The organism is Paenibacillus sp. FSL K6-4396 (assembly GCF_038002525.1).
In the GTDB taxonomy this organism is placed as follows: domain Bacteria; phylum Bacillota; class Bacilli; order Paenibacillales; family Paenibacillaceae; genus Paenibacillus; species Paenibacillus amylolyticus_B.
This window is the reverse complement of the sequence record NZ_JBBOCR010000001.1, coordinates 5,320,738-5,334,040: the sequence shown is the minus strand read 5'-3', so window position 1 is coordinate 5,334,040 and position 13,303 is coordinate 5,320,738. Positions and strand designations below refer to the sequence as shown.

The window sequence follows — 13,303 nt, the reverse complement described above, 5'->3', positions numbered from 1 at the left end:
TGCCTGTATTTGTTTTTACGAATAAAGAGAACTATAATGGTGGATGCACAAAATTTAAGACTTTTTTGGAGGAACATACGTAATGAGATCTTTTCAGTTTTATAATCCGACCCGGCTGATTTTTGGCAAAGGGCAACTTCAAGCACTACAAACCGAAGTTCCAAAATACGGAAAGCGTATTTTGCTTGTATATGGTGGTGGAAGCATCAAGCGCAGCGGGCTGTACGATCAGGTAATCAGCCAGTTGAATGAAATCGGGGCAGAGGTGACGGAATTGGCTGGTGTAGAACCGAACCCTCGTCTGTCTACGGTTCATAAGGGTGTAGAACTATGCAGAACACATCATATTGATCTCGTTCTTGCGGTTGGCGGCGGCAGTGTACTTGACTGTGGTAAAGCCATCGCAGTAGGAGCCAAATACGATGGTGACATGTGGGATGTTGTTGTGCGCGAAGCAACTCCGCAAGGCGGACTTCCACTGGGTACAATTCTGACGATGGCAGCAACAGGTTCCGAGATGAATAACGGTTCAGTGATTACGAATCAGGATACGCAGGAGAAATGGGCATGGTTCAGCGAGTATTCATTCCCAGCGTTCTCCATTCTTGATCCGGAGTACACATACACCGTACCACTGGATCAGACGGTATACGGTATGGTGGACATGATGTCTCATGTGTTTGAACATTATTTCCATCTGGATACCAATACACCGGTTCAGCTTGGATTCTGTGAGACGATTCTTCGTACCGTCATTGATACTGCCCCTCGTCTGATCAAAGATCCGGAAAACTATGAACTGCGCGAAACCATTCTCTACTGTGGAACAATGGCGCTTAATGATGTTCTGAATATGGGGCTTGCTGGAGACTGGGCATCTCACAATATAGAACATGCTGTGTCAGCCGTGTATGACATTCCTCATGGGGGTGGCCTCGCCATACTGTTCCCACACTGGATGAAGCATAATCTGGATGTGGATGTAGATCGATTCAAACGTATGGCTGTAAATGTATTTGATATCAATCCTAATGGAAAGTCAGACAAACAAGTGGCTGAAGAAGGCATCGAAGCCCTGCGTAATTTCTGGACTTCGATCGGTGCTCCTAGCCGTCTGGCTGACTATGACATCGACGATAGTCAGATTGACGCGATGGCTGATAAAGCGATGCGATTCGGCCCGTTCGGATTCTTCCAAAAATTGCAGCGTGAAGATGTCGTGCAAATCTATCAAGCCGCACTGTAATTGGAAATTCACTTATATAGTGAATGTAATAAACAAGGACCTTCCTGTACGACTGAGGAAAGTCCTTGTTTTTATTTTAACATCATCTATTGTACCTTCAACGGTATATTCCAGATTCATATCTTGCGAGCACTTTAAGATTGTTCAACCGCTTCATCATTGCCACCAGTATACATCCGTTTCAGATACAACTTGCTTGGACGGTGCAAGAGCACGATGAGCAGGGCGAAGAGATGAATCAGGATAAACAGGTTACTTTCATTGGAAATAGCAACAAGTAGCGCCAAACTTAGAAATGTGACGGTGAGCTTGAACTTTCTCTTGGTAATGAATATAACGGCGAGCAGGCTTGGTCCAATCATAAACAACATTCTGCCTACGATTACGCCAGAGGCGTAAGCCAGATCATCTCCTTTGCGTGAGAAAGCAAGATAGGCCTCCATATTCTGGTTAAAATCGATGAGGAACACAATAAAGGACACCATCACGTAGATCAATTTTACACTCAATAAAATGCGCACGACATTTAAAAGTGTGGGTAAAGCTGTTTTTACCATACCACTACTCCTCTTCTACTTCGAACCTATAACCTCAGATTCTCCTGGTTGTCATCTCGCGAAGGAGCTTCCTGCTTCAGATACACCTTGCTGGGCTTGTGGAGCAACAGACAGAGCAACATGAAGATGTGAAACTAGACATGGAAATTCTGAAAGAACACAATGTCAAACAATAGAGCCTGGCTCATGAACGTAATGGTTAGCTTATAGCTTCGTCTTGTGATCCATACGATGGTCAGAACCGGGGGACGATATGTATTACAGACATTGACCGATGTCATATTTTGTATTAACCCAAAGTCTACATTTTCCAATCGTCAACACCGGCCTTGGACCTACAGTTATCCGCTTCATAAGAATAAGGAAAATATTTTTGAAAGCGCTTTCTGCACTGGACGTTTATTTAATAACAACCGATATAAAGTTATCCCATATTATATGGGGCCCAACAAGAATGAGGATGGATGGTGAATGTATTCATGTTATCTGCAAAAGCGAGGCAACGCTTGACCAACATGTCTTTTCGGTTCAAATTGCCAATGATGATCAGTATTCTGGTCTGCATCGTACTGGCCGTGACGGCTGTGCTGTGTTACAAAGTGGCAGAAGAGATCACACTGGACAAAAGCAAGGATGAGATCCAGTCAACTTCTGACCGGATTGGAGCAGGTTTATTTACTTCACTAAGTCTGGAGGAGCAGTCCACGTTTCTAATCACAACACATCGGACATTCCAAGACTTACTGGAGATTCGAGATACAGCAGGACAGAGTGATGACGCGTTTTTTTCGGAAAATAGCGAACTGGTGAACAAGGCCAATGGCATATTGGCAGATAGCCTGACAGGAATGGAGGGCAGTAGCGTTCTAATTCTCCTGGATCGGGAAGGCGTTGTGGTTGCAGCAAACAATCCCGAAGTGGTCGGTGGGGAACGTGCCAAACGCACGTATTTTCAGCAGGCACTTCAAGGGCACAACTATGTCAGCGAAGGTGTGATCTCTGAATCTCTTGGAACGCTGGGGACCGTCTTTGCAATGCCGATCTACGGTGATAACAAGGAAGTGAAAGGCGTGCTTGCGACGACTGCCTCGACCTCATTTTTCGTCAATCAGTTACAGAACGTCAAGATTAACGAAGAAGGAAAAGTTATTATTCTGGATCGTTTAGGCCTGGTTATTTTTAATTCAGCAGATGAGAAAATGATTGGTCAGAAGATGGATTCCTCTGAGTATCAGTCGCTGATTGATCTGCCTGCCAATGAGCAGTTGCAACAAGGGGAGGCGAGCACGGAGGAAAAAGTAGTGTTCTATTCCAAAATTCCGAAATCCGATTGGACTGTCATTGTGGAGGATACGTATGAAGATGTGAAGAAGCCGCTGACAGGGATGGCGAATCAAATGTACATTGTTCTGTTCAGTGCTATTGCGGTGTCGATCATTGCAGGCATTCTGATCTCGCAACTGGTAACCAGACCGATTAGCCGAATCACACTGTTGTTCAAACAGTTGGCTGGAGGAGATCTTACGGTACAGGCACAAGGGAAGTATAGTGGGGAATTTAAAGTATTGGCAGATAGCTTCAACACGATGGCCGAGGGGAACAAACAACTGATCTCCAGCATGAACCATTCCATCGGCATCCTGAAAACAAGTACATCCGAGCTGGAAAAGTCCACTCAGCAAACCTCGACCACTATTGCTGAAACAACGACAACAGCCTTTGAGATTTCACGAGCTATGGAGTCCCAGGCGAACGATACCGAATCCATTGTTGATAAATTCATGAATGTCGGCAACAAGATTGAGAACGTGAATGAGATGTCGCAGTCCGTTATGCTCAAGGCAGATGAAATTACGGATGCATTCAAAAATAATCATGAAGTTATTGATGCGCTCATTGCGGTAAACGGGCAGAACGAGATCGAAGTTGGCAACATCTCCAAAATTACAGTGCAACTCGCTGAAAGCTCCTCGGGCATTCACCAGATTACAGGTACCATTGCCGAAATTGCGAATCAGACGAAATTACTTGCGTTGAATGCTTCCATTGAGGCTGCAAGAGCGGGTGAGCAAGGGCGCGGCTTCGCCGTGGTTGCTTCCGAGATTCGCAAGCTGGCAGAGCAGACGACAGCGCAATCGGAGGATATCAACCGAATTGTCATGCAGACAATTAATCACGTGGAGCAGAATAACCGAAGTGTTCAGGCTATTGAGGAGATTGCGGAGCAGCATAAGAGCAGTGTTAGCCAGACCAAGGAGACATTCAATTTTGTCACTGAGAATATGAATGAGATGATGAGCCAGGTTCAGGCTATTGCTACTGAGATCGAATCTATTGAACGTGATAAGGATGACGTCATTGGAGCTGCACAGAATCTGTCCGCTTCTGGTGAAGAAGTATCCGCGTCTGTGGAAGAAGTCACAGCGACGATGCAGGAGCAGTCCGGTATGACAGAACACTTGGCGGATATGGTGCAGAGAATTGATGGACTGACCAAAGAACTTGCCGAGGAATCATCCCGCTTCAAAATAAAGTAGCATAGCAGCCAACTGCGTAGTGAGAAGCAGTATAGCTAGTCTGTGAGACACAGCGTAGAATTTCTTCAGTTTGCACAGTTAAATGAATACGAAAGAAACCCGTTTCTCAAAAGAGAACCGGGCTTTTCAAAAAGGTGAGCACCTGTAGCCATTTATGGCTTCAGGTGCTCTTTGGTGATGTGCTACTCTCCTCGAATGGATGGCGCATACGCCAGCACTTCCATCTCAATTAAATAAGGGCCTAACCCGCTGAATACGGTAATGCGGGCGGGATAGGGCTGCTTAATCATTCGCGCATATACTTCGTTGTATTCGGGCTGATCCTCCACTCGTGCCAGATGAGTCGTTACCTTCACGATATGATCCAGTGTAAGTCCTGCTTCTTGCAGGATAACCTCAATATTGCGAATGCACTGCTCAGTCTGTTCCTTAATGCCGCCGATAGGCTTAAGGGTCTGTGGATCAACGCCTACCTGACCTGCGACGTAGACCATATCTCCTGCACGGACAGCGTGGGAGAAAGGAAGTGGGAACTTGGGTGCTGTACTGGCATGTATGATGGTAGACATAGAAGTTATCATTCCTTTCCTAGTGAGAGTGTATATTGGGTGTTAACTGATGCCAGTTCGTAGCCTGCTGATAATGATGGGCGATGGACAACAAGCGGTCTTCTCTCAGGAGTGGACCAGCAAGCTGCATGCCGATTGGTAGTTGCTTTCCTGAGGAAGGATCAAACCCAATGGGAACGGTAATGGAAGGTAGCCCTGTATTGGTAAAAGGTCCGTTGAAAATGGGACTACCGGTCTTGTAGCCATAGGGGGCCACATACGGCGTGGATGGAGTCAATAACACATCCACTTCATCGAAAAGCATCATCATCTCGCTGCGGAATATCGTTCGGATGCGCTGTGCCTGCAAATAATCAACAGCACTCGTTTGAAAGCCGAGTTCAAGCTGCTCCCGCATCGTGTGACCGTAGCGATCAGAGGCTTCCGCAAAGCGTTCCTGATGGAAGGCGGCAGCTTCTGCCCGCATAACCGTACGATGAGCAGCAATGGTCTCTTCCATATAAGAAGGCAGATCAACTTTCTTCCATTGCATGCCCAGCTTCTCAAGTACAGTGAGTGCCGACTCTACCGCTAACAAGATCGCCGGTTCATCGGTCTGGAAGAAGTTGCTTGGCAGCCCGATCACCATTCCTGAAACAGGATGCTCAAGAGCGCTTGTTAAGTCTGGCTTGCCGTGAGGCAATGTGAAGGAGTCCAGCTCATCCTGCCCGGCCATCGCTTCCAGAACGATCGCGTTATCTTGTGAGGATCGAGTGAAGGCGCCAATATGATCCAGACTCCAACTGGCTGTGATGACACCGTTACGGCTAACCCTGCCGTAAGTTGGCTTCATACAGGTTAATCCATTGTAAGCTGCGGGTCTGAGCAGAGATCCAAAGGTCTGAGTTCCGAGAGTGAAGGAGGCCATACCAGCAGCTACAGCAGCGGCGGAGCCTGAACTGGAACCACCTGGGGTGTGCTCCAGATTCCACGGGTTGCGGGTTGGTGCTTCTCCTCCCTGGAAGGCATATTCCGTCGTTGTTGTCTTGCCGAGCAGGATAGCGCCCGCAGCGTGTAGCTTATCTATCACAGTAGCATTCGTCTCTGGTACGAAGTCAGGATAGGTACTAGATCCAGCCGAGGTGCGTATGCCAGCGGTATGGATAATGTCTTTGGCTCCATAGGGAATGCCATGCAGAGGGCCGAGATAGTTGCCATTCATTAGCTTACGCTCAGACTCTTTTGCGGCCTGCAATGCTTGTTCCGCGGTAACCGTAACGAAGGCTTGCACAGCAGGCTCTACATTCTCAATTCGTTTCAAATAGGACTCTGTAAGCTCAACAGGAGATATCGTCTTGTTTTTAATCAATGTTGCGGCTTCCGTAATCGTCAGTTCGTTCAGTGGTTTCGTAATCATCGCAGAGGCACCCTCCTATGCGGAGCATTGGGGCCGACTTCTTCTGGCAACTTGAAACCTCGAATCAGCTCCAAGTCGGCTGTAAATAGATCAAGCTCCTCGCTCGTAATAACTCCGTTCGTGTATTTCGCATTTTCCGTACGGCGGTGTGTGAGATAGTCGTCCTGTTTCAGAGTAATCACCCTTTCTCTCTCTATTTGGTGAAGCTTGAATCGATAATATCTTCGTAAGCGAGTTCTTCCTTCAGATTGCCGATGAAGCGCTGCATATCGATTGCGGTGTTAAAAGCTGATTCGTTGATGAGCCCCTCAGCAGGGTATACCTTGCTGTCAATCATACGTTGTACGGCTTGTTCCACGACTTCTTTGTCCAGATTGGGGAACTCCTTCACAGCGACTGCTTTGGCACCATCAGGATTGGATTGAATATAGTCCAGGGCTTGCTCGATGGAGGTGACGAAGCGCTGGGTGAGATCAGGATTGTCCTCAATGAAGCTTGCGGTTGTATTCATCGTTGCAAAGGCGAAGTCAGGATAATCCTTCGTGAAATCATGGACGATATGCAGCCCTTCTGCAATGCCTTGATCTAACTGTGGCTCGTAGACGATAGCAATATCGGCTTTGCCGGCTAATACAGCACCAAGCTCGGAGCCATTCTGAACCTCGGTGATCGTCACGTCTTTGTCGATATCAATGTTGTTGTCAGCGAAAAGCTTCCGCAGTAAGCTGTTGGAGCTTGTAGGTGCCAAACCTACAACAATGGTTTTACCTTTGAAATCCTCTGTTGAGTCCACCGTTACTCCTTCTCGTGCAACCGCCCAAACAGGAGCACTGCCGGACAGAAGGACCAGTGAGCGAGCATCGCCGCCCTTTGCATTCGCGAATGCGACATGCTCAGGACCGTGGAAGGAGAATGCAGACTCGCCTGAGATGACCGAAGACAATGCTGTTGGTCCACTTCCGGCAGCACGGATGGAGGTTAGCTCAATGCGATTCTCCTTTAGAAATCCTTGGTTATTCGCTACATAGAGCGGAAGGTAGAGCAGATTGTGATACACCTCGGACACCATGATTTTATCCACCTTCGTAGCATCTTGCCCCTCACTACTGGATGTACCTCCGCCACTCGCAGGTGTTGTAGCATTGCTTCCGCATGCACTGAGTAGTGTGGTCAATATCACCGTCATCGTTGCTAGGATAGCTATCTTTTTGAATGTACGCATTAGTCATCAGGCCCCTTTAATGGTCATAGTTAAGTTAGTCGTTGTGGGTCAGCTTAGACAGATGTAGATTTGCTGCTGCTCTTGTTGTCATTCCATGGGAGGAGACGAGATTCGATATAACCGACACAGGTGTAAAGGAACATGGCAACCAGCATCAGCATGAACACGCCAACCCATACGGCTGGAAGGTTGAACAGGTTACCTTCGACGAATACCATATGTCCGAGTCCTTTGTCAGAAGAGATGAATTCTCCACCTACAACAGACACTAATGCCAAACCAATATTGATCCGGAAGGCCGAGATGATCCATGGCAGAGAGGAAGGAACGATAATTTTGCGGAAAATTTGTGATTTTTTTGCACCGAAGGATTTCATCAGATTAATCTGGGATTCGTCGATCTGATGAGTCGCTTGGTAGGCGGATAATAGCGCTACGATAAACGTTGCGACAGAGGCGAGAGCAATCTTGGAGAAGATGCCTGAACCGAACCAGATAATAATCATGGGGGCAAGTGCAATTTTCGGGATACCGTTCATAGCTACGATGAAGGGATCGAGTACACGGGCAACAGATTTGGAATACCACATGAGCAATCCTGCCAACGAGCCGATTAAGCTTCCTGCTACGAAGCCGATAACAGTGGCATTCACCGTTGCAAAAGCATCTGTAAGCAGTTGCCCTGAGCTGGCCATCGTGATGGCGGCATCCAGAATGGCGCTTGGTGATCCCATGAGGAATCCGTTAACCAGCTCCAAACGAACAGCGGATTCCCAGATCACCAGGATGACCGCTACAATAATGAATCTCCATAGCATCGTGGTTAGCCATTCTTTGGAGAAGGTGGACTGTCTGCGTTTGCTCTTCACAACTCCAGCAGGTTTTCCGGTAAGGGTAATTTCAGGTGATGTGCTCTTCATTAGCTGATCCTCCCCATTTGGATATCAAGCTCTGACCAGATCGATTCAAAATACTGTTTGAACTTGTGGTCGGAGCGGGCTTTCAATGCTGAGCCATATTGCGAGGCGAGACCAATGTCATACACTTGCTTCACGGTTGTTGGTCGTTTGCTCATGACGGCAATGCGGTCGGAGATGGCGATGGCTTCCTCAATGTCATGAGTGATAAGCACGCCTGTCTTGCCCTCGGATTTCAGGATGGACAAGATTTCATCTTCCAGAATGAGTCTGGTCTGATAATCCAGTGCGGAGAAGGGTTCGTCCAGTAGTATAATATCGGGCTGGGTAACGAGGGTACGTATGAGGGCTACACGTTGGCGCATACCGCCTGATAGTGTGGAGGGATAGGCTTCTGCGAATGAAGCCAGGCCATAACGATCCAGATAATCCATGGCAATATCGCCGCGATCCTTTTTGGACATGCCCTTCACTTCCAAGCCTAGCGTGACATTGTCCAAGATGCTTCTCCAAGGCAGCAGCAGATCCTTCTGCATCATATAGCCGACATGCCCGGTGGTCTGATCGATCTCTTCGCCACAGACGATAACCTTGCCATTCGTTGGCTTAAGCAGACCCGCGATAATATTGAAGATCGTACTCTTACCACAGCCGCTCGGTCCCACGATACTGAAGAACTCCTGTTTCTTGATTTGCATCGAAACCTCAGCGAGTACTTGAATATCTTCTCCGGTTGCACTGACAAATGATTTGGATACGCCTTGTATCTGTATAGCCATGATAGGTAGCCCCTTTCCTACAGCCTGATGATGGTTTGTTTCTTGATGTGATTTGATGTTAATTAAAGTGACATTAATTAATATATTCCTAATCATATAGACTGTGGGTCCTGTTGTCATTAGTTACTTTGAACATAAAAATACAATTAAATCAGTTAAAATGAACAATTGAAGATTGGATATGAAAAGAAAAACAAAAGAACGTGTCAATATACATGACACGCTTTCCGTTCAAGACGTATGATCAGCTTCGCTAAGGGCTGAATTAACATTCAGCAGCGACTCCAGTGCAAAGGCCAGACGGAAGCGCAGGCTCTCCATCGGGTCCTTGATGTTCCTGCCGGTTAGTTTCTCACATTTCTCCAACCTATAGATCACTGTATTGCGATGTACAAACAGCTCTTTCGCTGTATCGACGATCTGGCAATGATTCTCATAGAAGGAGGACAAGGTCTTCATAAGTTCGCTGCGCTCGTTTGGATCTCGGCCTTCGAAGGGTTTAAAGGTTTCTTGATGGAACTGTAACATTTCATCGTGGGGAATCATACGCAGCAGGCGACTTATATCCATCGTCTGATAGGAATGGGCGAAGCGGGTCTTTCGCATCTGATAGCCGGATTGAAGTGCCTTGACTGCTTCCTTGTAGGAAAGCCCGATATCCAGTACATTCGTGTAGGGATTGCCTATTCCGAAAGAAAGACTAAGCTGCGACGCCATATACAGATTGCCCGCAATCCACTCAAGCTGCTGAATAACAGTGTGTTCATCCCAAGATGATTCGGCCAAAAAGACGAGTATGCCGAACTGGTCATTCTTCGTGAACATGACAAAAGAAAGATCCAGTTTGGTGAACTCCTGCTTAATCAGCTCGTAATTAGCGTCTCGTTCCGAGATGAACCGCTCTTCTCCTGAGGGAGTGAGAATGTGATTAGGTTTGTTCGTTAAAGGTTCATCCATCTTGGCGATGATGAGAACGGAACTTCCTTTTGCCTGCAGCCCGTATTTCTTGCCGCGATGCAGCGCTTCTTGTTCCGAACGAATGAAGCCTTGAATGAGATCGGAGAAATATTCATTTTTGTAACGGCGGGAGCGTTCCTTGACCGCTTGCTTCTTGGTTAACTCCAGACCGATTACATTGACGGCTTGTTCCAGTGCCAGAGTGGAGAGCTTAGAGCTTGCGGAACTGTCGTATAGTGCGATCAAATAGCCCTCGTGCCGATCCGTGAAGATGGGATGAAACTCGGCATGTCGATATTTCTCAGCTGTAAGCAGACAGATTGAGATTGTGGTATGGAATGAAGGGTGCTCATCTATAAATGTCAGTAAGGGTATGGCGAGAGACTGGTCATCCATCTTTTCTGCATAATGGGAGCTGGCCGTAATCTGTTTCTTGGAGCCAAGCAGCAGTACAGGTGAGGATAACAACTGAGACAACGTATCTACGATAGAGGGGATGCCTTTTCCTTGCATCACCATCGTGGAAAATTGCTTGTGAATAGACAAGGCATAGTGGAGCTCATGGGTTTTGTTCTGTAGGATGGCACTGATCGAATGTTGAAATATTTCACCGAGTGTATTGTCTATCTCAGACAGCTCAATGATCGGGAAGCCCAGCCTGTCCGCTGTCTCGAGCAGTTGCGGAGATAATTCAAGAGAGAAGCGCTGTGTCTTGACAGCAAGCGCCGCACAACCAATCGCATGCATGTCAGTAATGAATCCAAGATGAGCTTCGGGTCGGTCTTTCAGGATATAACCGTTGGTCAGCAGCATATCTCCGGGTTTCAGGAATTGTACAATATCTGGCGCGTCCATAATATTAATGGATTGCACCAAGCGATCGAGGCCACGATGTCCGGCAATAACCTTTGCTTTGGAGAGAATGGGGATAGTCAATAACTGTTGCAGATCCATCTTCAACCCACCGCTTTCATCATAATATGTTATAAAATCTAACATTAAGTGAGGTGGGCGTAAAGAAGAGTTTGGATAAAGAGGCTTAGCCTTCGGAAATTCAATGCAAACAAATTTCTCATAAATATAAAAACTTTCCAATAATTCAATGCGTTATACTAAATAGATATAAAGAAAAATTTGATACCTATTAACAATTCTATCACTAAAAAGGAGTTCTCGATCCATGAAAGGAAAAGGATTAGTATCGCTTCTACTTGCCAGTGTTGTTGCTAGTTCTATTTTAGTTGCATCGACTACAACTGCGGAAAGAGTCATAGCCCAAACTCCGATGGAAGCCGCAACTGAGTACTTTGATGCTTACATTGCTAAGGATGTAGAGGGGATGATGTTCTATGCTAAAGATACAAACTATTTGGATGAGAAGAGTCGTGAAGAAGAATATGTAAAGGACTTGAAGACCAATCCAACTACAGGGTATGAGATTGTGGAAAGCAAACAAATCAATACGGATGAAGTTCAACTTTATGTCGTTCAAAAGTATGCAGGACAAGACTATGAACAGTCACCGCCACTCCCATATAAAATTTTCAAAAGCGGAAATGGATGGAAGGTTTTAGTAGAGCCACTAGAAATCAATACATGGACAGGTGAAGTCACGAAAGGTACACCGATTCACGCTATGCAGTATACAGATCATTAGTTGTTGTACCTGTCTTCTACTAAAACATAGGCCCACTTGAACTAGAAGGCAATGGATATATGAATGCATACTATTGAAACGATTGAGGAGTGAGTGACATCCAATGAAAAAATTCTTGATCAGTACGGCATTGATAATGACTGTTTCGGCAGTGACTGCTTTAAGCATTTATGCTGGTCATCATAATGATGATGCAACAGCGGATAACCCAAACTATCCAGATTTTGGTCCAGGAGTAAAATTATCAGAAGAGGAAATAAATAGAGCTTTAGAAAATGTCAGTGGTATAACGACTTCTTTTGGAACATTTAAAAGGGTAACCGAGAAAGACCCCTACATTACCGAGAAGGAAACGGTTGATAACTTAGATCATTTAACGGCCGATACCAAACAAATTTTTTCTCATGGTAATTATTTTGTGAAAAGCGATTCCGAGGAATAAATTTGTCATAAAAGGAAGTTAGGAAAGGCGGTGTAAAAATGCCAGCTACTTGGACATTTAGTGCAAATAGGACAAGAGACGTTCTCCCTTATAAGAAAATAATCTTATACTAGGAGATAGGAGATGTTCATATAATGAAAATTTCAGACCGACTATTGAGACAATATTTAGATCATGTTTATTGGATATGTGGAGGCCCTTGCGGCGGAAAAAGCACGATGACTAATTTGCTTTCTTCAAAATGGGATATGAATTATTATTCTTCAGATGACCACAAGTTTGATTATCAAAAAAAGGCTAATCCGCAGGATCATCCAGCAATTTTGCGACATTTCATTGATTGGGAATGGTTCTTTTTAGGACGAGGGAATGATAGAAATCACTGGTTAAATTCCGTGTTTGACGAAAGTGTGGAGTTTATCATCTTGGATTTGTTACAGATGGGGAAAGAGAAGCCAATCGTAGTAGATACTTTTATGGAACCTGCTTATCTAAGGGAGATTGCTGACCCCAACCGAGTTATTTATATGTTTGCAGAAGATGACCTCATTCGAGCAAATTATCTGGATCGAGATCATCTGAGAGGCATGGAAGATTTGTTTCCTAGTTTATCAGATCCACAACGTGCACGGGACGAAACATTAAACACAGTGGTTAGAGCATCGAATCATTATCTGCAACAAGCAGAGCAGTATCAATTAAAATGGTTTATGAGAACATCTCAGTCCAATAAAGAGCAGATGTTATTAGAAGTTGAGAGGCATTTCGGTTTTAAATGATACTGAAGTGTTAATGATATCAGTCCCAGTCGTCATTTGTTACACTAAGGGAATACGATAGGTCAATAAACCACATAAAGTAGCCGATTAACCTAATCGGCTGCTTTTGTTCAGGTGACGGGCAGGTTAACTCAATGTCATCTTGCGAATTACAAGTGTAACTTTTGACTAATTAATAGCGTTGTTCGTCACAAGTGATTTTTTACAGGTTAAAGAAAAACTAATAAAAGAATATGAGGGATGAA

Annotated in this window: 13 protein-coding genes; 5 read left to right on the top strand and 8 right to left on the bottom strand. The window is 45.5% G+C overall.

The features are described from left to right. The first annotated feature begins 82 nt into the window (after positions 1-82). Positions 83-1,246, top strand: a complete 1,164-nt coding sequence (locus tag MHB85_RS23440) for an iron-containing alcohol dehydrogenase (RefSeq protein WP_192133406.1) — start codon at positions 83-85, stop codon at positions 1,244-1,246. A 134-nt stretch (positions 1,247-1,380) separates the two neighbouring features. Here the strand turns inward: MHB85_RS23440 and MHB85_RS23435 are convergent, their stop codons facing one another. After that, entirely contained in the window at positions 1,381-1,803 is a 423-nt protein-coding gene (locus MHB85_RS23435) for a hypothetical protein (protein WP_192133408.1), read from the bottom strand. 467 nt (positions 1,804-2,270) lie between these two features. On the opposite strand from MHB85_RS23435, the gene MHB85_RS23430 reads away from it, so the two are divergent. Continuing rightward, on the top strand, positions 2,271-4,340 hold the full coding sequence (locus MHB85_RS23430; protein ID WP_341073801.1) for a methyl-accepting chemotaxis protein: 2,070 nt from the start codon (positions 2,271-2,273) through the stop codon (positions 4,338-4,340). 182 nt (positions 4,341-4,522) lie between these two features. On the opposite strand, the gene MHB85_RS23425 is transcribed toward MHB85_RS23430, so the two are convergent. The 7 genes from MHB85_RS23425 to MHB85_RS23395 form a co-directional block, all read right to left on the bottom strand. Continuing rightward, positions 4,523-4,909, bottom strand: coding sequence for a RidA family protein (locus MHB85_RS23425; protein WP_192133412.1), 387 nt, complete (start codon positions 4,907-4,909; stop codon positions 4,523-4,525). A gap of 19 nt (positions 4,910-4,928) precedes the next feature. After that, on the bottom strand, positions 4,929-6,305 hold the full coding sequence (locus MHB85_RS23420) for an amidase (protein ID WP_192133414.1): 1,377 nt from the start codon (positions 6,303-6,305) through the stop codon (positions 4,929-4,931). Then, a complete protein-coding gene (locus MHB85_RS23415) occupies positions 6,302-6,487 on the bottom strand; it encodes a hypothetical protein (protein ID WP_105599972.1) in 186 nt (61 codons plus the stop codon). The genes MHB85_RS23420 and MHB85_RS23415 overlap by 4 nt, the downstream gene beginning before the upstream one ends. Positions 6,488-6,498: 11 nt before the next feature. Then, positions 6,499-7,527 carry an ABC transporter substrate-binding protein gene (locus MHB85_RS23410; protein WP_192133417.1) on the bottom strand — a complete coding sequence of 343 codons (1,029 nt, stop codon included), beginning with the start codon at positions 7,525-7,527 and terminating at the stop codon, positions 6,499-6,501. Positions 7,528-7,580: 53 nt separating this feature from the next. After that, positions 7,581-8,447, bottom strand: coding sequence for an ABC transporter permease (locus tag MHB85_RS23405; RefSeq protein WP_105599969.1), 867 nt, complete (start codon positions 8,445-8,447; stop codon positions 7,581-7,583). Further along, positions 8,447-9,223, bottom strand: a complete 777-nt coding sequence (locus MHB85_RS23400; RefSeq protein WP_017687011.1) for an ABC transporter ATP-binding protein — start codon at positions 9,221-9,223, stop codon at positions 8,447-8,449. Before MHB85_RS23400 ends, MHB85_RS23405 begins: the two co-directional genes overlap by 1 nt. Positions 9,224-9,454: 231 nt before the next feature. Then, the gene (locus MHB85_RS23395) at positions 9,455-11,134 is read right to left on the bottom strand and encodes a PucR family transcriptional regulator (protein WP_192133419.1); all 1,680 of its coding nucleotides are present in this window, start codon (positions 11,132-11,134) and stop codon (positions 9,455-9,457) included. A 226-nt stretch (positions 11,135-11,360) separates the two neighbouring features. Here MHB85_RS23395 and MHB85_RS23390 point away from each other — a divergent pair, with 226 nt between their 5' ends. From MHB85_RS23390 to MHB85_RS23380, 3 genes are all read left to right on the top strand, one after another. After that, complete coding sequence (locus tag MHB85_RS23390) at positions 11,361-11,837, top strand: hypothetical protein (protein WP_192133421.1); 477 nt, start codon at positions 11,361-11,363, stop codon at positions 11,835-11,837. Between the two features lie 103 nt (positions 11,838-11,940). Further along, complete coding sequence (locus MHB85_RS23385; RefSeq protein ID WP_192133423.1) at positions 11,941-12,279, top strand: hypothetical protein; 339 nt, start codon at positions 11,941-11,943, stop codon at positions 12,277-12,279. Positions 12,280-12,413: 134 nt separating this feature from the next. Beyond that, complete coding sequence (locus MHB85_RS23380; protein ID WP_192133425.1) at positions 12,414-13,058, top strand: hypothetical protein; 645 nt, start codon at positions 12,414-12,416, stop codon at positions 13,056-13,058. Positions 13,059-13,303: the final 245 nt, after the last annotated feature.